This window comes from Algoriphagus sp. SE2 (assembly GCF_039563885.1).
In the GTDB taxonomy this organism is placed as follows: domain Bacteria; phylum Bacteroidota; class Bacteroidia; order Cytophagales; family Cyclobacteriaceae; genus Algoriphagus.
Map to the genome: position 1 here is coordinate 461,821 of NZ_JBCLWJ010000001.1, position 25,867 is coordinate 487,687.

19 protein-coding genes are annotated in these 25,867 nt (G+C 38.8%); 10 read left to right on the forward strand and 9 right to left on the reverse strand.

Translation table 11 applies throughout. The features are described from left to right. Window positions 1–13 precede the first annotated feature (13 nt). From AAGF08_RS01905 to AAGF08_RS01925, 5 genes are all read left to right on the forward strand, one after another. Window positions 14–1,828, forward strand: coding sequence for a hypothetical protein (locus tag AAGF08_RS01905; protein ID WP_343509216.1), 1,815 nt, complete (start codon window positions 14–16; stop codon window positions 1,826–1,828). Beyond that, complete coding sequence (locus AAGF08_RS01910) at window positions 1,825–3,372, forward strand: hypothetical protein (RefSeq protein WP_343509217.1); 1,548 nt, start codon at window positions 1,825–1,827, stop codon at window positions 3,370–3,372. The genes AAGF08_RS01905 and AAGF08_RS01910 overlap by 4 nt, the downstream gene beginning before the upstream one ends. 92 nt (window positions 3,373–3,464) lie before the next feature. Beyond that, entirely contained in the window at window positions 3,465–4,079 is a 615-nt protein-coding gene (gene pnuC, locus AAGF08_RS01915; RefSeq protein ID WP_343509288.1) for a nicotinamide riboside transporter PnuC, read from the forward strand. Next, the gene (locus AAGF08_RS01920) at window positions 4,069–4,590 is read left to right on the forward strand and encodes an ATP-binding protein (protein ID WP_343509218.1); all 522 of its coding nucleotides are present in this window, start codon (window positions 4,069–4,071) and stop codon (window positions 4,588–4,590) included. The genes pnuC and AAGF08_RS01920 overlap by 11 nt, the downstream gene beginning before the upstream one ends. A gap of 16 nt (window positions 4,591–4,606) precedes the next feature. Further along, window positions 4,607–6,133: an arylsulfatase gene (locus tag AAGF08_RS01925; RefSeq protein WP_343509219.1), complete on the forward strand. Its 1,527-nt coding sequence runs from the start codon at window positions 4,607–4,609 to the stop codon at window positions 6,131–6,133. A gap of 24 nt (window positions 6,134–6,157) precedes the next feature. On the opposite strand, the gene AAGF08_RS01930 is transcribed toward AAGF08_RS01925, so the two are convergent. Both AAGF08_RS01930 and AAGF08_RS01935 read right to left on the reverse strand, forming a co-directional pair. Further along, window positions 6,158–7,243 carry a serine hydrolase domain-containing protein gene (locus tag AAGF08_RS01930; protein WP_343509220.1) on the reverse strand — a complete coding sequence of 362 codons (1,086 nt, stop codon included), beginning with the start codon at window positions 7,241–7,243 and terminating at the stop codon, window positions 6,158–6,160. Window positions 7,244–7,369: 126 nt separating this feature from the next. Further along, entirely contained in the window at window positions 7,370–8,914 is a 1,545-nt protein-coding gene (locus AAGF08_RS01935; protein WP_343509221.1) for a M20/M25/M40 family metallo-hydrolase, read from the reverse strand. Between the two features lie 168 nt (window positions 8,915–9,082). On the opposite strand from AAGF08_RS01935, the gene AAGF08_RS01940 reads away from it, so the two are divergent. The 5 genes from AAGF08_RS01940 to AAGF08_RS01960 all read left to right on the forward strand — a co-directional run bounded on the left by AAGF08_RS01940 (window position 9,083) and on the right by AAGF08_RS01960 (window position 16,963). Beyond that, a complete protein-coding gene (locus tag AAGF08_RS01940) occupies window positions 9,083–10,129 on the forward strand; it encodes a family 43 glycosylhydrolase (RefSeq protein WP_343509222.1) in 1,047 nt (348 codons plus the stop codon). A gap of 24 nt (window positions 10,130–10,153) precedes the next feature. Then, window positions 10,154–12,301 (forward strand): beta-L-arabinofuranosidase domain-containing protein, encoded by a 2,148-nt coding sequence (locus AAGF08_RS01945; RefSeq protein WP_343509223.1) that lies wholly within the window; start codon window positions 10,154–10,156, stop codon window positions 12,299–12,301. Next, window positions 12,294–13,841: a glycoside hydrolase family 43 protein gene (locus AAGF08_RS01950; protein ID WP_343509224.1), complete on the forward strand. Its 1,548-nt coding sequence runs from the start codon at window positions 12,294–12,296 to the stop codon at window positions 13,839–13,841. Before AAGF08_RS01945 ends, AAGF08_RS01950 begins: the two co-directional genes overlap by 8 nt. Before the next feature lie 64 nt (window positions 13,842–13,905). After that, window positions 13,906–15,759 carry a sugar-binding domain-containing protein gene (locus AAGF08_RS01955; RefSeq protein WP_343509225.1) on the forward strand — a complete coding sequence of 618 codons (1,854 nt, stop codon included), beginning with the start codon at window positions 13,906–13,908 and terminating at the stop codon, window positions 15,757–15,759. 175 nt (window positions 15,760–15,934) lie between these two features. Next, window positions 15,935–16,963: an aldose epimerase family protein gene (locus AAGF08_RS01960; RefSeq protein WP_343509226.1), complete on the forward strand. Its 1,029-nt coding sequence runs from the start codon at window positions 15,935–15,937 to the stop codon at window positions 16,961–16,963. Between the two features lie 103 nt (window positions 16,964–17,066). On the opposite strand, the gene AAGF08_RS01965 is transcribed toward AAGF08_RS01960, so the two are convergent. The 7 genes from AAGF08_RS01965 to AAGF08_RS01995 form a co-directional block, all read right to left on the reverse strand. Next, window positions 17,067–17,690: a DUF1801 domain-containing protein gene (locus AAGF08_RS01965; RefSeq protein WP_343509227.1), complete on the reverse strand. Its 624-nt coding sequence runs from the start codon at window positions 17,688–17,690 to the stop codon at window positions 17,067–17,069. 17 nt (window positions 17,691–17,707) lie between these two features. Continuing rightward, window positions 17,708–18,613, reverse strand: a complete 906-nt coding sequence (locus AAGF08_RS01970; RefSeq protein ID WP_343509228.1) for a serine hydrolase — start codon at window positions 18,611–18,613, stop codon at window positions 17,708–17,710. A gap of 173 nt (window positions 18,614–18,786) precedes the next feature. Then, window positions 18,787–19,149, reverse strand: a complete 363-nt coding sequence (locus AAGF08_RS01975) for a hypothetical protein (protein ID WP_343509229.1) — start codon at window positions 19,147–19,149, stop codon at window positions 18,787–18,789. 97 nt (window positions 19,150–19,246) lie between these two features. Continuing rightward, window positions 19,247–19,702 carry a GNAT family N-acetyltransferase gene (locus AAGF08_RS01980; protein ID WP_343509230.1) on the reverse strand — a complete coding sequence of 152 codons (456 nt, stop codon included), beginning with the start codon at window positions 19,700–19,702 and terminating at the stop codon, window positions 19,247–19,249. Window positions 19,703–19,822: 120 nt separating this feature from the next. Further along, window positions 19,823–20,842, reverse strand: coding sequence for a hypothetical protein (locus tag AAGF08_RS01985; RefSeq protein WP_343509231.1), 1,020 nt, complete (start codon window positions 20,840–20,842; stop codon window positions 19,823–19,825). Between the two features lie 127 nt (window positions 20,843–20,969). Next, window positions 20,970–24,047 (reverse strand): glycosyl hydrolase, encoded by a 3,078-nt coding sequence (locus tag AAGF08_RS01990; protein ID WP_343509232.1) that lies wholly within the window; start codon window positions 24,045–24,047, stop codon window positions 20,970–20,972. Window positions 24,048–24,307: 260 nt separating this feature from the next. Continuing rightward, on the reverse strand, window positions 24,308–25,114 hold the full coding sequence (locus AAGF08_RS01995; RefSeq protein ID WP_343509233.1) for a CDP-alcohol phosphatidyltransferase family protein: 807 nt from the start codon (window positions 25,112–25,114) through the stop codon (window positions 24,308–24,310). Between the last annotated feature and the right edge of the window lie 753 nt (window positions 25,115–25,867).

The following is a 25,867-nucleotide window of genomic DNA, read 5'->3' on the forward strand; positions in this document are numbered from 1 at the left end:
AAACCCATTTAAAATGAGTTATTTATCCTATCCAAGGATTAATTTTTATGGACGTTTTTTTACCGATCCATCAACTGTAAATAATGATCCTACCCATTACGAAGTAAGCAACACTGTTCCTTCACCTTGGCAGAACCCCAATGGTCTCCATCGATTTCAACTTCAGGAATGTAGTGTAGTCTCTGCAATAGGTAAGGAGGGAGAAGTACAGGATCCAATTTTAGGACTCCCCTTTATTACTACAGATAAGCCTTCTGCTGCAAAAATTGCGGACATTGACGTATACCAGCAAGGGGTACCTACCATTTATGGTATGCAGGTGAGTATTCCAATCTCGGAAGGAGTAAGCTTAACGGGATTGGTCGATCCGGCTGTTCTTAATCAATTGTGGTGGGTTGCTGTTTTAGCGACTAGAAGCTGGGAGGATGCGGACTATCAAATGGATAGCTTTGGAGGAGATATGAATGCCTCAGGAGTTTATCAATCGATAATTCGGGTTCCAAAAGCTACTTGGCCAACCGATGATGTTTCTCCTGTTTTAGCAGAATTGAAAAACAAAACTCTTGAGGAAAATGGGGAATATCTGGTTTCCATCAGATTTGTAGTGGATGGATATAGAAATGTTCCCGAGGATAAAAATTATCAAACGGGTAGAATCACCGGTTCATTAGGACCCGTTTATGCAAATGAACCTCTTTATAGTCCCGGGGTAAGAATGTTGAGCGGAAGGGCTCAAGATAAAAGTGATCCATGGAATTGGCCTATGTTTAATACCTGTCCCTTCACAGTTGATCAGCAAAGAAAACTCCTAATTATTGACTTGGCAAATGGGATTTGTAGACAGTCAGCAGGTGGTCCTCCGGTCCAACTTGGAGATTTGACAGCTTGGATTAAACCCGCCAGCGGCGATCCAATTTCGTTGGGAAAAATAGATTATTCAGAATTCTGTTTTAATTCCTATTCCCATATTGTACAGATTCCCCTTTCAGAAGATCAGATTAACATCCTTGGATCAGCTGCACTAAGTATTGAAATGTCAAGAACGGATATTGGCCCAGTTGAGATCTTTAAAGAGGATATTACCCAAACAAATATTGAGGTAGAATTTAGGCCTATTCGGCTTACAGGAAGACCAGGAAATATTGCTACGACAAAAGTTTATGTAAGTAAATTTTCAAAACCCTTGGTTGGAAAGCAACTCAAAGTAGACATCGTAAGTGTCCATGGAAATACTCCAGGGGCAACGGTACCTCCTAGTAATCCAGGAAATACACCACAAGCTTTTGGAGCAATTGAGGCCTCGGTTTCAGCAACTGATTCGAATGGGTTTGCAACGGTTACTATAGTGGTTTTAAAAGACCCGGGCTTTAGAACTCCTCAATTAGACGGTCAGTTATATTTCATAAATCTTTATGATTCTGAGGGGCTAGTACCTATTAGTACTTCTCAGAGTGCCATGATTTCCTGTCTGGTTTGGTCAAATTATATTATTAATGAAAATCCTACCTGGCCGGAAATTCAGGAGATTTTTGCAGGATATGCCAAGTTATTTCCAGGTATGACAGAAAAGATCAATCTAATTGATTTCAAGTCATTCGAGGTTTTTGCAAAAAACCCACCTTGGAGTCATATGTATGGTACAAATGAATCTGGGCCACTAGAGATTAATTATGGGGCTATTGGGTTTTTTATGACCAGAGATTTTAATGATACCCGCTACATGCCTGTCACCAGGGACATGTCCCCGGAAAAAACCATGACGGTTTTGCACTTTATCAAAAATCTTCACGACGGTACTGCTTCTGGACCTAACCATCAAACATTATGAAAAAGCCAAACTTAAAATATCTCTTTATATTTGTAGCAACTTGTTTTGCTCTAGCATCCTGCGATGGTTCACAGACTTCCGATTCATCTGAAAGTTCTGCTCAAATGTTTATGCAAGAGCCCGTAGCAGATCCAAATATTCAACCGAATGTATTGCCATATACCATTGAGTTTGTGGAACAGGAATTTCCAAATAAGCCCGCATTGCCGGGTTTACAATCCTATACTAGTGCTGTCAATACGTCTGGAGAAATTTTAGTAGTTGGAGGAAGAAGGCAGGGCTTACATACATTTATGCCCGCTCCTAATAATAACTTCATCCCAGACAGTGCAAATAACTTCCTTTTTGTATTGGACCCAGATTCCGGTGATTTTTGGAGTTTTGATGTCAATGGATTGAAAGATGAACTTTCAGAGCAGCTTCAGTCAAATAATTTGCAGGGATACCATGATCTGGAAACTGACGAAATGTATATAGTCGGTGGATATGGTTGGTTGGCAGATGGGTCAGATATGAAAACCTTTGGTAGCATCATTCGATTCAAAGTGGAGGCCTTGACCCAAGCTATAAAAAATGGAGCCTCGGCAAATGAGATTGAGGCACTCATGGAGTATGGGAAAGACGATCGATTTGCTGTCACTGGAGGTGAGCTTGCTAAATTGAACGGAAGATTTTATCTAGTTTTTGGTCAACGATTTGATGGTCAATATAGAGCATTTGGAGGTACAGATTTTACGCAGGAATATACAGAGGAAATCAGAGTTTTTACCTTAAAACCTGGTTCTTTGGATGTTTTGAGTTATGGTGCCACAAAGAGCTCAGATCCTGATCGACCTTTCCATCGAAGAGATGGGAACATTATCGAAGATGTTGATCCCGCAACAGGAGTCGAGCGTATTACTGCTTTAGGGGGAGTCTTTCCTCCGGGAGTGATTGGAGGATATGATTATCCGATTTACATCACGGGACCTCAAAATCCAGTTGTTAATAAAGATGTTCATCAGAAATTTAGCCAATACGAATGTCCGGTAATTTCCATCTACGATGATGAATCAACTAACAAATCGATTTACAGCACTATGTTCGGTGGAATCGGTCTTTATTATTACTCTCAAGACTCGGCTCAAAAGGCAATTTATAATCTTGCAACTGGTCAAGGCAGGAATGATGGGATTCCATTTGTGGCTGACATCAGTACTTTTATAGAAGGGGCTGATGGGGTATATTCTGAATTCATTAATGATAAGCCAATTGTAAACAATCGATTATTGGGAGCAAGTATCACCTTTATAGGAAATAGAGCTTTAATCAGTAATGCCAAAGCCACCGGAAACGGAGTCCTAAAATTGAGTGGTTTGGCTGCGGGAGAAAAAGTTCTAGCTGGATATATTCTTGGGGGTATTGAAGCTGCAGCTCCTCTTCCGGAGATTCCTAACAAAGGTACATGGGCCAGTAATTCTTTGTTCGCTGTGTATGTCACCAAAACTCCCTCAGGAGCCATACCTTCAAGTATGGGTATCAAGGCAGATCCAAATACTCAATGATCTAATAGCAGTTTTAACAGAATAAAAATAGCGAGATATAATCTCGCTATTTTTATTTGAGGCAATTCGGGTATTATTTCTTTATTTCGATGATGGATTTACAATTTTTCCTTGATGGATTTTCTGAGGGGCTCAAGCAAATGACACTTCTTGAGGCTATTGCTGTCTTTTTTGGAATAGCATCAGTTTTTTATTCGATGAGGGAAAATATCTGGGTATATCCCACCGGGATTATTTCTACCTTAATTTATGTCTGGATCTGTTTTCAATATAAACTGTATGCTGATATGGGCATAAATGCCTACTATTTCAGTATGTCGATTTTTGGCTGGTATGTTTGGTCTCACCCAAAAGAAGGTGAGGAAGTCCTTCCGGTTACTTGGCTGAAGCCCTCAGGATGGGTTGTTTCCGTTGCAATATTCTTGATCTCCTATTTGGTTTTATATCTGGTATTATCTCGATTTACGGATAGTGATGTGCCTTACTGGGATTCGTTTACAACAGCAACTGCCTTTGTAGGGATGTGGTTGATGGCAAAGAAGAAAGTAGAAAACTGGATATTTTGGATCATTACAGATTTGGTTGCTGTACCATTGTATTTCTACAAAGGATTGATTTTAACTTCTTTTCAATTTCTTTTTTTTACAATTCTGGCTACAATTGGTTTAATGGCATGGATAAAATCTGCAAGAGCATATGAAACCTGAACGAATATTAATTTTGGGTCCCGAATCCACAGGAAAAAGTACCCTTTGTAAGCAGTTATCCGCAACCTTCGAAGAACCTTGGGTCCCTGAATATGCAAGAGAATTTCTTGAAAATCTTGATAGAGCCTACGGCTATGATGATTTATTGAAAATTGGTAAAGGTCAAATTGAGATGGAAGATAAGTTGGCAAAAGTGGCTAAAAAATATCTTTTTTGTGATACTGACTTGCGGGTTATCCACATTTGGTCAAGCCATAGATTTGGAAAAACTGATCCTTGGATATTGGAACAGATAGAAAAGCGCGAATATAGTTTGATCTTATTAAAAGATACGGATTTACCTTGGGAACAAGATCCTCAAAGGGAATATCCTGAATTGGAAATGCGGCAATATTTCTTTAAGAAATATTTAAAACTGGCTGAAGAAAGTAGATTTCCTTTTGAAGTAGTCAGTGGAAATGAAAAGGCTAGGTTGAGTCAGGCCCTTCAGTTTATTAAAAAACATGTTTAAGATTTAATTACCGATTATGAACCGATCCATTTTATCCCTATTCGGCCTAATGTTACTTTTTTCCTGTTCCCAGCAAGATAAAAGCCCAGGAAAGCCAAATATCGTTTATATTCTTGCAGATGATTTAGGTTTTGGGGAGGTTGGATATCAAGGGCAAGAAAAAATACATACTCCTAATATCGACGGTCTTGCCAAATCAGGAATGGTATTCACCAACCATTATTCCGGAGCCCCAGTTTGTGCGCCAGCTCGATGTATTTTGTTGACGGGAAAACATGGAGGACATGCTTATATCAGAGGAAATGACGAATGGAGAGAAAGAGGAGAAGTTTGGGATTATGCCAAGGCAGCCGCTGATCCGAATTTAGAAGGGCAGCGGCCTTTACCTATAGGAACAGTGACCTTGGCTAGCATTCTGCAAAATCAAGGCTATAAAACTGGAATTGTTGGAAAATGGGGGCTAGGTGGACCTACAACGGAAAGCATTCCCACCAAAATGGGCTTTGATTATTTCTATGGTTATAACTGTCAAAGACAAGCCCATAATTTATACCCACCCCATATGTGGGAAAATGAAGCAAAAGTACCTTTAAATAATCCAGTAGTTGCTCCAAGGACTAAATTAGATGAGGGAGCGGATCCAAATGATCCAGCAAGTTATTCCAAGTATAATCAACAAGATTATGCCCCTACTTTGATGCATGAAAAAGTTTTGAGTTTTATCGAGCAAAACAAAGATGAACCATTCTTTCTTTATTATGCATCACCCTTGCCCCATGTTCCACTCCAAGCGCCGCTCGATGACGTGGATAAATATGAAAATGAAATAGGAGACGAAGCTCCTTACGATGGATCTAATGGATATTTTCCAAATAGATATCCAAGGGCAACTTATGCAGCGATGATCAGTTTATTTGATCAGCAAGTTGGTGAGGTAAGAGAGAAGTTAAGAGAGCTCGGCTTGGAAGAGAATACAATTATTGTTGTGACTAGCGATAATGGACCTACCTATACGGGTGGAGTTGATTTTGATTATTTCGAAAGTTCATCACCTTTTACGAATGGATATGGTAGAACAAAGGGATTTGTATACGAGGGTGGAATTCGTATTCCAATGTTGGTGAGTTGGCCTGGCAAAATACAAGCAGGAAGTAAGACAGACCATATCTCCGCCTTTTATGATGTGATGCCTACAATTTGCGATTTGCTTGGAATTCCAATACCCCAAGATACCGATGGCAAGAGTTTTTTACCAACGCTCTTAGGAAAGGAGCAAGAACCACATGAATATCTTTTTTGGGAATATCCTGAATATGGAGGACAGCAGGCCGTTAGAATGGGGAAGTGGAAAGGTATAAGACAGAATATTATAAAGGAAGGAAATCTGGAGATTGAACTTTATGACTTATCTGTTGATCCAAAAGAACAAAATAATATTGCGGATGCTCACCCTGAAATCATTCAGGAAATGGAAGAGATTATGAAAAAAGAACATAGTACTCCTGCATTGGATCGCTTCAAAATGGCCGCATTGGAGGATTAGTTAAATTGTATAAAATTCAATTGTTTACCATTTTCCAAGAGAAAGAGTAGCTGCTTCAACAAGGCGCATCATATCTGGATGATAATTGTTATTCAGAATAATGATGGTTTTATTTTCCTCAATGAATCGTACAATGATGGTTTTGTATCCTGGATTATCACCGGTGTGCATGACCATTTTCCCTAAGGGGCTTTTAGGTTCTAACTCCCACCCAAAACCATAATAACTTCTGGTTCCATCATTCAGTTTTGCAGGGCTAAAAGCTAAATCTAAAGTCTCTTTTGAGACTAATTTATCTTCGTATAATGCTTGATCCCATAACAATAAATCTTCTGCTGTGCTACTCACTCTTCCGGGGCCTTTTCTATTTCCTAGCCAAACCGTGTAATCTGAACTCCTAAAAGTGTTGGCATTGACATAATTACCATCATTATTTTTAATATGGCCAGCAGCAAAGTTTTTCACTTTCGCCTTTTCTTCTGGGGATCGAATGTCAGTGCTTTTCATGCCGAGAGGTTTGAAAATCCATTCTCTCATCATTTCCACAAAATCTTTCCCAGTTGCTTTTTCAACAATACTGGCCAAAAAGACATATCCTGTATTGCTGTATTGATATTTCTCTCCTGGTTCAAAAAGCATTGGAGGTTGATACTTATTCAGATACTCCAAAATATCCGGATTTCCAGCTACCTTACTTTTATCCCAGTGTTCATCCATCACCGCTTGATAATCCGGAACACCGCTGGTGTGAGTGAGTAACTGCCGGATGGTAATTCCTCGGTACGGGATATCTAGATATTTACCAACTGCATCATCGTAATCAAGAAGGCCTTTCTCCTGACACATCATGATCATCATGGCTGTAAATTGCTTGGAGACAGAGGCCATTTCGAAAATATCCTTCACTTTTAATACGACATGGTTCTCAAAGGAGCGCATTCCAATTGCTTCTTCATATAAAATTTTACCTTCTTGAGCTACCAATATTACTCCGGAAAAATTTTCACTTCTAGCTTTTTCAACAGCATCTACCAAGATTTTTTCCTGGGCATTTAGAAGTGTGGAGGTGAATAATAGGACAAAAAGTATGGGTAGAAAAAGTCTTTTCATAGTTGGGGATTTAGGAAATAGAAAAATACAAAACCTTTTCCGTATGCGCTAGTGGGCCGAATTTAAAAAGTGAAATAAAAAAAGCCACAGTTTCCTGTGGCTTTCAATTTATAGAATAAGTCAAATTTAGTTATCTAAACCACCCTTTCGAGTTGGAGATCTCATGGCTGGCCAATCTGTTGGCTCACCGTTTCTACCTATAGGAACTCTTACTTCTCTTGAAACCATATTTTCTTCTTCACTTGCCATGTAAACCATGATTGCAGCCATGATGACATTGCTTTGAACGTCGTCAAAAACGATTTTGTCATACGTGTCCAAATTAGTATGCCAAGTGTAATTGAAATAAGACCAATTCAAAGAACTCAAAGAGAATGCAGGAACGCCTGCCGCCACGAAGGAAGCATAGTCAGATCCTCCACCACCTGGATTTCCAGGGAAGTTAGTTTGGATATCTCTGGTAATTTCTCTCGGAACCTTAGACATCCATCTACCTAGGTATTCATAGCTATCTACGAATCCTTGTCCCGACACATTTGCCACACGACCTGTTCCGTTATCCTGATTAAATAGAGCTTGAATTTTTGCCATCATTTCTGGATGGTCCTCCACAAAAGCCCTTGATCCGTTCAACCCTTGTTCTTCAGATCCCCAATGGCCGACCAAAATTGTTCTTTTAGGATTAGGATACAATTTTTTCAAAACTCTCATCACTTCCATCATCATAATCGTTCCAGTTCCGTTATCAGTGGCACCAGTTCCACCATCCCAAGAATCAAAATGGGCGGATAGCATTACATATTCATCAGGTTTTTCAGTTCCTTTTATTTCAGCGATTGTGTTGAAAGTAGGAGCAACTCCGAGATCTTTTGACTGAGCATTTAGTGTAATTTGTGGCTTTTCTCCGTTTTCCGCCAATCTGAAAAGAAGTCCGTAATCTTCTAAAGAAAGGTCAACGGTTGGTACTTTTTTAGTGTATGCGGAAAATATTTTATTAGCTCCAAAACCTTGAGACCAATAGGAGGTGATAATTCCAAGTGCTCCTGCTTCTTCCAAAGCAACTGGAAGTTCCCTTCTGCCTTTTCCTGTTTTTTGAAGTCTTGCATTCCAAGCTCTATTGGATTCAGTACGTTCTTCTTTCATTTTTGCAAATGACTCCTCAGTTGCAAACTCTTCCCAATTGTAATCGGGTCTTCCTGTAATTTGTGGTGCTGAAATCATTACATACTTTCCTTCTACTGAAGGCAGCCAAGCATTAAACGCTGCTTCATCAGCTATCTCAGGGATGATGACCACTTCACCAGTTGCCCCACCCTCCGGAGAGGCAGGACTCCAAGCTAACTGCTGACCTGCAAGCGATTTTGTCCAAGGAGCTACCATGTCAATATGGGTTATTCCTCTTTCCCAACTTCTCCATTCGCCCCATTGTTCGTTTCTGGCTTCAATACCCCAGCTTTGATATTTTTCTACCGCCCAATCATGAGCTTTTTTCATCTGAGGCGTTCCCACTAATCTTGGCCCGATTCCATCCATTAATTCATGCGCGATTTGCTTCAACTGGGAATTCTCAGTTTCTTCTTTGATAATGTTTTCAATTACCTGATCTTGAGCTTGAACATTGATTCCCAAAGTCAGCATCAACGCCATTCCTAATAAGTAGCTTTTTTTCATATTCTTGTATTTAGAATTTAAAATTATCTAGGAGATTTAAGATTTCCGCACCGCTGGTGGATTTGTGGGGATTCTTCTAAAAATCGGACATATTTTAAAATCAGATCACTTAAATTGTAACCCCTTGATAATTAGAACCTCAAAGGTTGCTTTTATAACCCAAAACCCATGCATATTTTTCTAATTCTGGCATTCCACTTTTATTCAAATTTTTCACATGCAATTGAGCTAAATGATCACCATTTGGCCAGTCCAAAATCAGATAGTTCACTTTATTTAAACCCCATCTTCGAACCGGTCCTCGCAGATCCTAGTGTAATCAAGGATGGAGAGTACTTTTATGCATATGGGACTGAGGATAATTGGGGGGAAGAAGGAGGATACCATTTGGTACCGGTGATTCAGTCTAAAGACTTGGTCCACTGGAATCTTGTTGGGAACTCGATGGAAAAAAAGCCTAACTGGAGACCAAAAGGAGGTATTTGGGCACCGGATGTTACTAAAGTTGGTGACCGATTTTTTATGTATTATTCCTTCTCGACCTGGGGAGATCCCAATCCGGGAATTGGGTTGGCAATTGCTGAAAAACCAAAAGGCCCATTTGTCGATCAAGGCCCTGTTTTTACCTCAGAAGAAATCGGGGTAGCTAATTCAATTGACCCATTCTATTACGAAGAAAACGGAAAAAAATATTTGATCTGGGGAAGTTTTCATGGCTTGTATCTCACACAACTTTCCACTGATGGCAACAAAGCGGAAGGTGAAAAAATAAAGCTTGCCGGAAATCACCTCGAAGCTGCATATTTAATCAAAAAAGGAGATTACTATTATCTTTTTGGATCTTCAGGGACTTGTTGTGAAGGAGCAAAAAGCACCTATAAAGTCCTAGTTGGAAGATCTAAAATTCTTTTTGGGCCTTATTTGGATCAAGAAGGAAATGAACTCCTGAATGACTCAGCAGGAAGTTTGGTAGTAAAAAGTAATTCTGGCGATACGGGTTATGCCGGGCCCGGCCATAATGCCGAGATTATAACAGATGATAATGGACAGGATTGGTTACTGTACCATGGGATGGATAAAGCAAAGCCAAAACTTCAAAACGGCACCAATAGAAGGGTTTTATTGATGGATCCATTAATTTGGAAAGATGGATGGCCTAGTATCAAAAACCTTGAACCGAGCATCTCTCTTCAGACGGCTCCAATTTTTAATTAAGAAAAAAGGAAAGTAACATTGGAAATGTTAAAATTCAGAGGAAAATCGATTTTAGTTCTAGCCCTTTCCATTTCAGCTATAGCTTGTCAGCCTGAAAGTGAAAATGGTGAAGTGAGTTTTGTGGAGAAAATAGATTCTCAAAGCACAAACCAATATTACGTCAGTAATAGAGCTCCTTTGGTTCCCAGTGCTTTAATCAAACTACCTGTTGGCTCTGTCAAGCCAAAAGGGTTTCTAAAAGAATACCTGCTGAGGCAAAAAGAGGGATTAACCGGGAATCTTGGACAGATTTCAGCTTGGCTCCAAAAGCAGGACAATGCCTGGCTTTCTCCTGATGGAGAGGGTGAATGGGGCTGGGAGGAAGTTCCCTACTGGTTAAAAGGATATGCTAATATCGGATACATTCTCGAGGACCAGAAAATGATCGATGAAGCAATGGTCTGGATTGAAGGGACATTGAATAGTCAGCGTGAGGATGGAAATTTTGGCCCCAAGCATTTCGATGGAGAAAACCAGGATTTTTGGGCGAATATGATCATGCTCTATTGTCTTCAATCCTATTATGAGTATTCCCAAGATCAACGTGTCATCGAATTGATGACCAATTATTTCAAATATGAATTATCGGTACCGGATGAGAATTTTTTAGAAGGATATTGGCAAAAGCTTCGTGGAGGAGATAATCTTCATAGCGTTTTCTGGCTGTATAATCGTACTGGCGATGAGTTTTTATTAGAGTTGGCAGAAAAAATCCATCGGAATACGGCAAACTGGGAAGGTCGAGATTTGCCGTTAAACCAAATCAAAAATTATTACGAAGTCAGAGATGGTGGGGAAGTCCCAGATTGGTATCGGAATCAAGTGGATTGGCACAATGTAAATCATGCTCAGGCTTTCCGGGAACCGGCACAGTATTATTTGCTTAGTAATAATGAAGCAGACTTGAAAGCTTCCTACGAAAACTTTGAGATCATGCGAAACCATTTTGGTCAGGTTCCGGGAGGGATGTTTGGAGCAGATGAAGATGCCCGACCAGGATATGCTGACCCGAGGCAGGGAGTAGAAACCTGTGGGATGGTGGAGCAGATGAATTCAGACGAGCATATGCTTCGAATAACCGGGGATCCATTTTGGGGCGATCATGCAGAGGAAGTCGCTTTCAATACTTATCCAGCGGCAGTTATGCCAGATTTTAAGGCTTTACATTATATCACCTCTCCTAATATGGCTTTACTGGATGCGGAGAATCATTTTCCTGGGATAGGCAATAAGGGCCCATTTTTAATGATGAATCCTTTTAGTTCGCGTTGTTGTCAACACAATCATTCACAAGGTTGGCCATATTTCGTAGAAAACCTATGGATGGCAACTCCAGATAATGGAGTCGTTGCGGCGATTTATGGAGAGAGCATTGTCAAGGTGAAAGTGGGTGACGGAACAGAAGTTCAACTGGAGGAAACGACCCATTATCCTTTTGAGGAGGAAATCCAATTTGCTGTCAGCAGCCCAAAAGACGCCGAATTCCCACTTTATCTACGAATTCCTGCCTGGACAAATGGAGCAAGTATCAAAATCAATGGGGAATTGGTGAAATCAGATCTTTCTGGAATCGGCTTTGCCAAGATCCAAAGAACCTGGAAAAACGGGGACTTGGTATCCCTCACTTTGCCAATGGAAGTCCAGACGAAACGTTGGGAAAAAAATAACAATAGCTTGAGCATCAGTCGAGGACCACTGACTTATTCTTTGAAGATAAGAGAAAAATATCTGAAGAAAGACAGTGATGAAACTGCGATTTCAGATTCAAAATGGCAAAAGGGTGTGGATACAAAGAATTGGCCTTCTTGGGAAGTTCATCCGGTAACAGACTGGAATTATAGCATTTTGGTGGATGAAAATGATCCGGCTTCCTCCGTGGAAGTCATGAAAGGGAAATGGCCAAAATCAAACTTCCCCTTTACTTTGGAGGAAGTCCCGATCAAAATGGTCGTAAAAGCCCAACAAATTCCTGAATGGCAATTTGATGAATATGGCTTGGTGGGTGAATTGAAAGACCTGCCAAAAACCTCAGATCAACCCATCGTCGATGTGACTTTGATTCCTATGGGAGCGGCAAGGTTACGGATTACAGCTTTTCCGGAATTAACTACTAACCCAAAAATCAATGAATAGACGATTAAACATCGTTGGGATTATTTGCATGGTATATCTGATAGGAGGTTTTTCCACAAATAGCTTTGCACAAAAAAAATCTTTTGAAAATCCAGTTTTGGCTGGAGACCGCCCTGATCCCACTGTCGTAAAAATTGGGAATTATTATTATGCTTCAGCGACGTCCAATGAATGGGCACCTCTTTTTCCGATTTTCAAATCCAAAGATCTTATCAATTGGGAGTTGGTGAATTATGTTTTCCCTGATGGAGCTCCAGATTGGGCAAGAAATAACTTTTGGGCACCTGAGCTTGCATACGATGAAAAGCAGAAGAAAATCTATGCCTATTATACAGCTCGGGATAAGGAAAGTAACAGGCTGAGTGTGGCAGTTGCTAGTGCTGCTACTCCGGAAAGTAAATTCACCGATCATGGACCTTTGGTGGCTCAGGAATATGGTTCTATTGATGCCTTTGAAGCTCGGGATGAAAATGGGAAACTCTTTTTACTTTGGAAAGAAGACGGAAATAGCAAAGGGCAAAAAACACCCATTTGGGCACAGGAAATAAATGAAGATCGGACAGCCTTAGTAGGAGAAAAGTACGAGTTATTTCATAATGATCAGGATTGGGAAGGTGGATTAGTGGAAGGCATAGCAATTTTCCGAAAAAACGGATATTTCTATGCTACTTATTCTTCTAGGGGATGCTGCGAGATCACCTGCGATTATGTGACAGGAGTGGCTAGAAGTAAATCACTTTTGGGTCCTTGGGAAAAGTATGATATGAATCCTGTCATCCGTGACAATGAGAGTTGGAAATGTCCTGGACATGGCACCGTAGTAGAAAAAAAAGGGGAGCTTTGGTTACTTAATCATGCCTATAATCAGGAGGGAAGTGTGTATGTAGGAAGACAGGGAGTCCTGCAAAAAGTGGAATGGACTGACGATCTATGGCCAGTTTTTTCCAACGATGAAGCCTATACCCGAAGTAAAGCCTCTCTCGACTTTATAGATAATTTTAAAAAGAGATTGGATCCTGTTTGGCAATGGAGAGTGACCCAGGACATTCAATATGAAACAGGAAAAGATGGGCTAAAGCTTCAGGCTTCCGAAGAGAATGAAACCTTGGGCACTTTGCTGGTACAGGGTACAAAATCCCTTAATTATCGATATGAGGCTATTGTGGTTCCTGTATTTAACGTGGGAGCTGGATTGGCTGTCATCGGAGGAGCAAATAATGGGTTTGGAGCTCCAGTGGCTGGGATGGGCATTTCTGTAGAAGGGAATGAAGTTACCCTATGGGAAACCGTCAATCAGAAATCAAAAATAATTGCCACCCAAACCATCCCCGATTCTAAAAAGGTGAAATTGATTTTGGAGATGAAAGATGGCTATAAAATGAGTACTTCTGTGAAAGTAGATGGCGGATCAATTCAAGTTGGAGAAGTTCAAGATGTAAAGCATCTGGTTCCTTGGGGGATGGGGTTCCGACTTGGCATGGTCGCTAAAGGAGACAAAGATTCCTATGCTCATTTTAAAGAAGTAAAGATTTCTAACTAAAAGGATCCTTAGAAGAGATTCATTGATAAGAAAAAATTAATCATGATTGATAACCGATAGACCTATGAAAAAAACTATAATTTTTGGTGCATGCCTGCTTTTTGCGCAGCAGGTTGCTACTGCACAAACGAGTACGTACAAGCCTGTAGAAGGTAAAATCATGACCGAATGGGCTGGAAAAGTTGATCCCGAAAACGTGCATCAAGAATATCCAAGACCTCAGATGACACGAGAGAATTGGGTGAACTTAAATGGACTTTGGGATTATGCAATCCAAGCAAAGGGAGGTACAGTTCCAAACGAATTTGATGGCGAGATTTTAGTGCCTTTTGCTGTAGAATCAGCTCTTTCGGGAGTTGGTAAAACTGTAGGAAAAGACAATGAATTATGGTATCACACCAGCTTTGCAACGCCAAAAAAAGGAAGCAAGGATAAAGTATTATTGCATTTTGTGGCTTCTGACTGGGAAACCGAAGTCTACGTCAACGGAGAGTCCGTGGGAGTCCATAAAGGAGGATATGATCCATTTGAGTTTGATATAACTGATTTTTTGAAGTCGGGGAAAAGCCAAAATTTACAAGTTAGAGTTTGGGATCCAAGCGATGACGGTCCTCAGCCGAGGGGAAAGCAAGTAAAAGAGCCTAAGGGAATTTGGTACACTCCTGTTACTGGCATTTGGCAAACTGTATGGTTGGAAGTAGTTCCCAATAGTTATATCTCGGGAATTAGAAATATGTCGGATATCCAATCCAAACAAATTTGGGTAAGCCCAATTGTTGCTGGTTCAGAAGAAGGCCAGCAAATAAAAGTTTCTGCTTGGAAAGATGGACTTATGCTAGCTGAGCAAACTATTAATCCAATGGGTACTGCAAAATTGACGATTGAAAATGCTGAATTTTGGGAACCTGGAAACCCGGTGCTTTATGATCTGAAAGTGGAGTTGATCAAAAGTAAAAAGGTATTGGATGAGATTGGAAGTTATGCGGCTATTCGCGAAATTAAAATGGCTCCTGATGCCAATGGAATACAAAGAATGATGCTCAATGGCAAGTTTTTGTTCCAATATGGTCCATTGGATCAAGGTTGGTGGCCTGATGGATTATATACCGCTCCAAGTGATGAAGCTTTGGTTTTTGATATCAAGAAAACTCAGGAAATGGGCTTCAATATGATCAGGAAGCATGTGAAAGTGGAGCCGGCAAGATGGTATTATGCATGTGATAAATTAGGAATGCTAGTATGGCAAGACATGCCTAGTGGAGACATGGGAAATGGCTGGGAGATGAAAGTAGGAGTTATTGGGAGTCAATCTGATCGGGAAAGAACACCAGAATCTGAGGCAATTTATAGAACGGAATGGAAGGAAATCATGGATGATTTTTACAATTTCCCTTCCATTGTAGTATGGGTACCATTTAACGAAGCTTGGGGTCAATTCAAAACAAAAGAAATTACGGAATGGACTGAAAATCATGATCCTAGCAGATTAGTTAACTCGGCAAGTGGAGGTAATTTTGAAATGGAGGGAACAAAAATTGTTGGGGATATCCTCGATTTACATAACTATCCTGATGTAAAAATGCCAGATCCGAGCATCTTTGGAAAGGATAATATCATTGTATTAGGAGAATTTGGAGGCTTGGGTCTTCCAGTCGATGGTCACGTTTGGCAACAAAAAGACAACTGGGGTTATCAAAGTTTCAAAAACGAAAAAGAGCTATTTGATAAATACTCCCAATTAATGCAAAAGATGAAAAAGATGATTTCAGTTGGTCTTTCTGCAGCAATCTATACCCAAACCACAGATGTAGAAATCGAGACCAATGGCTTGATGACCTATGACCGTAAAATTATCAAAATGAAAGCAGCAGAATTAAAATCACTGCACAATCAACTTTATAATGTTTCTGTCAAATAAAATCAGGTAAATTGATCCTTTGATAGATAGGAATCAATGATCCCATAAGATTTCAATATTTTAGATAGATATTTACCATGTGATGAAAAATAAATTCCAATTTTTAAGTTTGAGCTGTTTGATACTTATGTTTGCATGCGCTCAAAAAAATGAATCTAAAATTCCTGATGAAACTATGATCCAAGAAGCTAATCCGTATCAGATTTTGACCATGTCAAACAGTAATGGAATAGAAATGACCGTTACCAATTTAGGAGCAAGAGTAATGACTCTTTTAATTCCGGATAAAAATGGTGAAGTACTTGACGTAGTTTTGGGTTATGATACGCCAAAGGAATATCTGACTTCTCCTGAGCCTTTTTTAGGAACTGCTGTGGGTCGATATGGAAACAGAATCGCAAAAGGGAAATTTGAATTAGATGGTCAAACCTATTCCCTAGCTCTAAATAATGGGCCCAATTCGCTTCATGGTGGACCTGGAGGTTTTCATAATGTAATTTGGACTGTGGAAGAGGCTGATGATTCCCATATTGTTTTTACCTATTTGTCTAAAGATGGGGAAGAAGGTTTTCCAGGAAATCTAACTGTGAAAATGACTTATTATCTGACGGAGGACAATGAGTTTAAAATCACTTATGAAGCTGAAACTGATAAAGCTACCCCCGTCAATTTAACTCACCATTCCTTTTTCAATCTCAATGGTGCTGGCAATGGAGATATTTTAGGACATGAATTACAATTAATGGCCAGTAAATATACTCCGGTCGATAGTACTTTGATCCCATTGGGTGACAATGTGCCTGTGGCTGGAACGCCATTTGATTTTACTGAAGCTAAAACGATAGGAAGGGATATCAATAAAGATAATCAGCAAATTAAGTTTGGAGGAGGCTTTGACCACAACTGGGTTTTGGATAAAAAGGAAGAAGGAGCATTGGAATTAGCGGCAGTTGCCTATTCGCCAGCTTCAGGGATTGAAATGGAAGTGTATACCACGGAGCCAGGCATCCAATTTTATGCTGGTAATTTTCTAGATGGAACGGCCAAAGGAAAAGGTGGAAAAGCCTATGAGTACAGATCAGCATTTTGCCTTGAAACTCAACATTTCCCTGACTCTCCTAATCAGCCTAACTTCCCATCTACGATTTTAATACCTGGGGAGAAATATGAACATACTTGTATATATAAGTTTGACACGAAGTAGTAATTAATTCTTGGCCCTTTTGGGAAAATGGCTTAATATGATGAGGTGAAGTTTTAAGAAAACGGCCAACTGAATTTTAAATGATTCGGCAGGCCGTTTTATATTATCGATCATTCCAGCCCTTGCCTTCAAATATCTTTCCCATGGATTTTTCAATTCTAGAAATCCGGGTCGAGGATTGTTTTGCCTGGGAGAAATAGATGTTATAACCCCGCTGCCTGCCGGGAGTCAATGCCTCAAAAGCAGCTTTGAAAGATGGGTCATCTTCCAGTTTTTGCTGAAGTTCCTCAACAAATTCAAGATTGGTATTGTCTTTAAACTCCACTTTAAGCCCTGCTTTTTCTACTTCAATGGCTTCCAAAATATATGCTCTAATATCCTCCTCAAGTTTAAGGATTTCTTTGACATCGGTAATTTTAATCAATCTTGCCGCTTGGGAATTTTCTCCTGGTTTCGTCAGGATTTTTTTTCGGTCCTGAAGCAAAGACCCTTTTAAGAAACTGATAGAACAGTATTTTTTGAAGGCGCTTAGAATCAAAACATTTGCCCCGTTTAGAGTATAGCAAGGAACTCCCCATTTACTTTCCTCCTGAAGTCCTGTTTGAAGAATGATCTTTCGAAATTGGGCGAGTTCGTTGGCCCAGGAATGAACTTTGCATTGGGGGGTGCCGCCTAAGGGACATCTTCCGCAACCGTTAATGAAGTAATTTTCAGCACTTGTATTCATTTACCAAGGTTCGATCTTCAGTCAGTTTTTATTATATAATCATAAATTGTCTTAGATATCCCGGCGAGTTGCTCCGTCCCCTTATCAAAGTCCTTTAGGTTTTTAGAAAGTAAAACTAAAACATAAGCTCGCCCATCTGGTAAGTATATAATTCCTGCATCATGATGTACCCCTGTGATGGATCCGGTTTTATGCGCCACAGAAACGTCTTTCGGCAAATAAAAAGGGATGATTTCATTGAATTGTTGGTCTTTCATAATCCCAATCATTTCTTCACAATCATCTTTTGTCCCTGCCGTATTTTCTGCGATGGCTTTCATGATCATCATAAGATCTCTGGCAGTTGTAGAATTGCTTAATCCCAGATCAAAAGCTTTTTGATCTTCCACTCCTCTTAATACCTCGATTTTTTCTGCTCCTAAGGTTCGCATGGTAGCGGTAACTTTCTTGGCATCCACTAATTCAATTAAAACATTGGTAGCCAAATTACTGCTGACAGTTATCATACTATAAATCAGGTCTTTGATTGCTACAACTGTTCCAATTTTACTATAAATCACATCATCGCTATCATCTACTATATCCATGCTATAGGGACTTCCGTCCACAATACTTTTGAATTCATTTTTGAGTAAAATGGAATCATTAAGATCTAATATCCCTTCATTTTCTTGCTTGTAGAGTTCGATCATTACAGGAACTTTCATCGTACTTGCCGCATGAAATTCTTCCTCAGCATTAATTAGTAAGCTATCACTTGCATCATCTAAATTATAAAAAGCCACTGCTATATCACCTTGGATTTCATCAATTTGGGAGAGAATCGATTTTCTTAATTCTGCTTTTTTACTGGATTTCTCCTGGCAAGAAAAGAGCATGAAAATGCCTAGAAGCAATGAAAGGATACTTTTTATTCGATTCATTTGATTGAAAATAAAATTCATATGAAGGGAGGCTCAAGTAATACTATTTCAAGTTATTGAATTTGGAGAAGGACTTCCTTTTGTTTGTTAATTATTGGTATAAATAATCTGATAAAAGGTAATTTTATTGACCCATAGCTAATTGAATTAAAAGAAAGCAGCAAAGGCTGAGATTAATCTAACTTTCTTGCAAACCAAGGGAGGTAAATTAAAACTAACTGGATTGCAATTCTTGTGAAAGCCACAGCTTTTGTTCCTATAGCTGGGTTTTCTTTCAAAGCATCCAGAATGTGAATGGGTAGGAAAATAATCATCAAAATGAAAATACCTAAAAGGGCATGCTTTCTAAATGAAGGGATGAAAACCCCAATTCCTAAAAGTATTTCTACTCCTCCGGCAAAGATATTTGCTACGGATTTTGGCAAAAAATCAGGAATGAGCGGGAAGTAAAATTCCGGGATTATGAAATGTGCTATACCGGAAACTAATAAAAGCAGGGCTAGAATTATTCCGATTATTCTTTTCGTTAGTTTCATTGAATTAATTTTATACAAAAAAAGATCTCTCTTATTATAACTAGCTTGGTTCGCAATAGCATTTAATATTAGCTAGGTTGTTTTTAAGAATTTATATTTACTGGTTCATTCTAAGCTCAAATCTAATTTTCCTAACGCCGTGATCAGTATCCCACTGTTTAACTTCTTTAAAACCAAATTTTTTGTAGAGTTTAGTTGCTGGCCCATTCTCCAGCCCAGTTTCAACCATAAATAGATTTGATTCAAATGTCGAGAAAACAAATTCGATTAATTGTCTGGCAATTCCTTGTCTAAAGAATTTTGGATCTACCACCAAGCTTCGAATAAGTGTGTAGTCTTCGGTTTGATTTATTTCAACAACACCAGCCAGTTCTTCATTTTTTAAGTATCCAAAAAACATTGTTTCACTAGTCATGAAATTATCGATTGTTCGCTTTAAGGGAGGAAAATCAATAGCTTTTAAAATTTTCGCCTCAACTTTATAAGATACCTGAAAAACGGAATGTATTTTTTTTGATGTTTCTAACTCACTATTGTCAAGCTTTATTATCATTTTTTGAAGCAGTTTATTTAAAACCACGCTTTTGTTTTTATTCGCTTCGGTAGCTTTCTTTTCCCGGTAATTAGAATTTTAAGTCAAGTCAATGCAAATCGTTTTTTAAGCATAGGTAGACTAAAATCTAATGACTCCAATTTTATCCGTCATCATCTCTGTAAACCATAAGTTACCGTCAAAGTCCATTTTGATCCGATGTAGCATGGGCATTTTACTCGATAAAACATGGGTGCTATATGGAACATCTGAAAGTGAAAGTCCGATAGTTTCTCTAATCGATTTGTCTAATTTGAGAAGATAGCTGTAACATTCAGCACTTGGGTTATAGACTTGTACCCATAGATTTTTATGGTTATCAAATGTAAGAGATCCTAGAACGTCATTCTTTTGAAGTGCAGGAATTGGATATTCACTAATTCTCCCGTCCTTATCTATTCTTCCGATTTTAACTCCCGACTCTTGAGTAAACCACATTGATTCCAAATCACAATCTGGATCAGGTATTATTCCAATCGGTCGACTGTTTCCAGTTGGAATAGTAAACTCTTTAACCTCACCATTCTCTGTGGTCCTGAGAATGGCATTTCCAAATAATTCGGTTCCCCATATCATACCTTTATTTCCAGCACAAAGGAAAATTGGTAAAGAGGCTAAGTTTTCTAATTGGAAATGTTCAACTGAAAAATCTTCTAGACTAAACTTACCAACTGTACTGGTGCGTTTGCCTGTGAACCAAATAGATTTACCCTCGGCATCTAGACAAATACCATGAGGAGCTGGATTAATTTTCTTTTTTGATCCCTCGATAATTAGTGATACGTCAACAGATTTATCAATTTTTCCATCCTCTCCCAACCGAACGACTTTTCCCTGAAATTCAAGTGAAACCCAAATCTTCCCCTCTTTGTCTAAAAGAATCCCGTGTGGACCACTACTATCAGGCATTTTATAATACTCCAATATTATACCGTCATAATTCAACTTGGCGACACAATCCATGTTTTGTCCAGTGACATAAATGAATTTTTCATCGATTACCAGCTCATGGGTTGAACCTTTTTTATCACTTTGCCAATTTAGAGGGTACTCCGTAATATTGCCTAGTTTGGCTATGGTAGTTTCTGATTGGGATTTCATTGTGTAAGATTTATGTTCAATGTCTTAAAATTTTACTACCTCTGGGTTCAAAATGAAAAAATATCCTAGCCTCTTAACAGGCTAGGATAAAAATAAGATAGGAGAGCTTTATGGTTAATTTAAGTCTTTAGTCCATAGTTAATCGATTTTCTTTTTTCAGCCCTTTATTGATTTTGGGTATTGTGTTTTTTAGGACTTGCTCTTTTTCAACTTTAAGCTTTTCTACCATAGATAGGTAATAGTTGTATTGTTCCTTTTGATCATGGGTCCATGGACCTATGTAATCACCTATTTCTGAATAGAGCGATCTGACTCGATTAAATAGCTCGCTGTATTTTCTGCTGATTTCCTTTAATGGAGTTGCTGATTTCTTATCATAAGAAATTTTATCTTTCTCCAATTTCTCCAGTTGTTTATCCAGTTTTTCAATTGGTTCTTTATCAGAGTTAATCTCTTTTGATAATGCTAATACATTCATCTGGGAGGCGGTCCACTCATTTCTTATGCTGATAGAAACATCAAGTCGAGGATCGTCACTTACGCTGAATTTCTGTTCATGGAGTTCTCCATTTACTTCCAATTTGGCAGTATAAAGACCGGGTAAAACAAAAGGACCATCCATTCTGGATCTACCTGACCCCGACTGATCATTTTTATATCTTAGCCCCCACATCACACGGTTAAGTCCCTTTTTTACTTTTGGTTTTACTTCATCTACAAGAGAACCTTTGGCGTCAAATATTTTAAGACTTATATTATCTTCAGCAATAGAATCTTTCAAATAATAGTCGATTGCAGCTCCAAAATCTGGGTTTTCTCCCCTATAATACATATCACCTGTATGGGCACCATCTCTGGTATAATTGATGATTTCGGCATCTGAAATGGTAAATAAAGCAGCCTGATTTTGTAAGACAGAAGGAGTCAGTTCTTGGAGAGAATTGATATTATCTAAAATCCAAACTCCACGACCATGAGTTGCCAATACCAAATCATTGTCTCTCGGATGAATGATCAAATCATTGAATGGAAGTGTAGGCATGTTGTTTTTTAATTCTACCCAATGTTGTCCTCTATCGATACTTATAAAAAGACCGAATTCGGTCCCTAGGAATAATAAGTTGGGGTTTTTGGGGTCTTCTCTCAGCGTCCTTGCTACACGATTGGCAGGCAAATCCCCTTCAACGGAACTCCAAGTTTTTCCATAATCTTCTGTTCGATAGATGTAATTATTGAAATCATCGTTTCGATAGTTGTTGATTGCCACATAGGCCGTTCCTGGGGTATGAGATGAGGGTTCAAAGGTATTGATCCAAGTTTCCTTTGGAAGTCCTTCCAACTCATCAGTAACATCAATCCAGGTTTTTCCATCATCCCAGGAAACTTGAAGTAAGCCGTCATCCGTTCCAGCATATAGCATTCCCTGTGTATGTAAATCTTCTGCGATGGCTGTTAAAGTAGGATAATAGGGAATACCATCATCTAGTGAGGCTGTGGTTGAGTCCGGTCTTTGTCCCATAATTAGAAGTTCCCTTCTATTTACTTTCGTCGTTAAATCACCCAATGAGGTCCAGGTAGAGCCATTATCTATACTTTTCCAGAGTACATTTGTGCCTGAATAAATAGTATTGGCATCATGGTGCGATAAAAAGAAAGGTCCATCCCAATTGGCTGGTGCCATGGCATTCCCAAGTTCTGGTTCCGGAATACCTGGACCCCACGAATCCCAATTTCTTCTTGCACTTATTCTTCCTTTTGGATCACCGGGACGGATATCCTGACGTTGTCCGGTTTTCATATTATATCTAGAAAGCCCTAAATATTGAGACTCCGTATAGACTACATCCGGATCGTTTCGGTCTACTAGGTTAAGGAAGCCGTCTCCACCTCCTAGCCTTTTCCAATCTTCATTTAATATACCCTCAGCTCTGTAGGTTTCGCTCGGGCCTACCCAACTTCCATTATCCTGCAATCCACCATACACGTTGTAGGGTTTGGCATTGTCCACCGATACGCGATAGTACTGACTCACTGGTAGATTGTTTACAAAGAGCCATTTAATACCTCTGTCATAAGAAATCCCTATTCCGCCATCATCTCCTTTGATCACGTGCCGAGAGTCATTTGGATTGACCCAAAGAATTCTATCATCACCATGAAGCGATTGTCTAGGAGCTGTGAAAGTCCTACCACTATCACTTGAATAGCTGTACTGATTCATCATATAAATCCGCGATTCATCACTAGGATCTACTAAAGGCTGTGATGCATACATCGGTCTAGGGTTCCAGTCGCTCATCAATTCCCAACTTTCACCTTTGTCTTTACTCCTGTAAAGTCCAGCTCTCCTTTCATTATATGCAGTAGATGCATTGTATTGGAAGCCTTGTTCTAAAGAAATAAAAACAATCTCGGGGTTGCTTCTATAAATTGAAATCCCTATTCGACCATAATCCCCTTCAGGAAGACCATTTTTTAACTCTTTCCACGTCTTCCCCCCGTCTGTTGATTTATGTATTCCACTACCAGGTCCTCCCCCATGAAAACCATAGGGCTTTCTTCTCCTTTGGTATGTTGCAGCATATATAATGTTAGGATCAGAAGGGTCCATAGCAACATCAGATACTCCGGTATTTTCATCTACATAAATCAATCGATCCCAGGTTTTCCCGCCATCCTGCGTATGATACAATCCACGCTCCTCATTTGGACCCCACAAATGTCCCATAGCGGCAACATAAGCGACAAGCGTATCGGTAGGGTGAAGAACAATTCTTCCTATATGATGCGAGTCCTTTAACCCCATATTTTGCCAAGTTTTGCCACCATCATGCGACGTATAAACTCCATCCCCCCAAGAGTTGCTTTGTCTATTGGCTCGCTCCCCAGTTCCTACCCAAAGAATATTAGGATGAGCTTGGTGAAGAGCAATAGCTCCTACTGAATGGGTATTTTCATTTTCAAAGACTGGATTAAAAGTGATCCCGTTATCGGTCGTTTTCCATATTCCTCCAGTTGCTGTCGCCGCATAAAAAGTATAAGGGTCAGATTCGACTACTGCCAAGTCAACTATTCGGCCACTCATTGTGGCAGGACCTATATTTCTTAATGTTAGTCCGTTTAATAATTCACTTGTTAATTCCTGACTAAAGGTATGAGTGGAAATGCTTAAGGAAAGTAGAAGTAAAAAGATCTTGTTTTTCATAGGGCTGTTTTTCAGTACAAAGTGGAATTTACGTAGATGGACCGAGTCTTCATCTTAATTTTTGAGGAATGGTTAAAGACAATAGGAGTGATTATAAGTTTCAGATTTTTAAAAAACGAAATGCCAAGTGGTTCTAAAATAAGCTAGAAAAAATTTGAGGATTACTAGAAATTAGATTGTCAGCGTGTGAAATACTTTTTCCAATGAATTAAACTAAGCCCTAAAATGCGAAATAATCTACAATAAAATTCTGCTCAAATTTAAAGTGCAGTTCTTTGTTTTTGAATATCCTCTTCTAATTTTTGGTAAAAGAACTTTCTTATGCCAATAAAAACAAAAATCATTATGGTATAAGCTAAAAAGAAAGGTAGAATTAGATCTTTTAACCCCAATACTAACATCGTTGCCATGATGAGGATCTGAAAGCCCAAACCAGTAGTAGAAACACAAGTCATTAACCAATTTGGTAATACTGCGCCTTTATCTGCATTGCTATCTAGCTTGTAAATTGTTTTATCAAATATCCCATAAAGTAGTTTATACAGGGCAAAAAGTACATTTACATGTTTTTGTTTTTCTCCTTCAAATGCAATTGGTGCTTTGTCTTCAAAGACTCGACTTGTGGTATCGCCATCAAATTTATTTCTTAAAATTACATAGTAATAATTATAAAGTGTGCCTTGTAATTGAAGCCCGATGAATGCTAAAATGCAAAGCCAAATACTCGTATCGGTAACGATCCAAATAGAAAGGAAAAATAAGATATTTAAGAGGATATCTGCTACGGAGTCTAAATAGCGCCCAGTATAAGATGGTTTTTGTTTTACCCGTGCCAATTCTCCATCTGCTGCATCTAAAATGGATTTAAATATTAAAAAGAATGCTGCTGCCCAATAATAACCCTGAATAATGCAAGCTATTGCGATTAGTCCTGATATAATAAACCCAATGGTTACATGAATCGGGGTAACAGAAGAATTTTTTAAAGAGTTTGCAATTAATTTTGCTACCGGTCTACCATAATCTGAGAGATCAAAAAATTTATGCTGCTCTGGTAATTTGGACATTTCTTGGGTAAGATAAAATAAGGAATCTATCAATAATCTGATATCGATAAAGATACAACTACAGACTTTCTTAGTAGTTTATTTTACAATAAAGGCAAAGTTGATTTATCTTATTTCTAAATTTAAACTTCCTTTTAATTAAATAATCAAAAATTCTCGGTTTAAAGATTCTACATCCCAGTTATTCTTGACTTTATATTGTTTATTCAATAGAATAAATTAATTGTTACTGTCTTAATGACCTCAATTTTCTTGTTTTGGAAAAACCTGTACTTTTTAGCAGTCCATTAATATTATCTTTGTCAATAAATAAATCCTTATTAGTAAGTGCGTATTTCCAGTACCAAGTATGGTTTTTATTCGATTCATTGCCTGTTCAGAACCATCCATGACAAAACCTGACCAATTATTATTCATCATTAAAAAACTTGTGTTTGATTCCAGATAATTACTCACTCCGAATTCTAAAAATTTAATTTTTCATTTTAATATTCTTGATTAGATATTGAATGATTCTTTCATCTCCAAACTGGCTAAATATTTTTAATTCATTAAATATTGCTGCTTGGATAACATCGCGCCTATTGCCAGTAAGTAACTTCTCTTGTTAGCCTGTTTTATTTTATGTTCGAATTACCCATGAAGTGACTTACTTTTTTTATCATTTTTTTCGATGAAACCAGCGGGTTTGGAATAGAGTCTGATTTTGGAAATAGATCATTCTAAAAATTGCTGATTGGAGGACATAAGAAT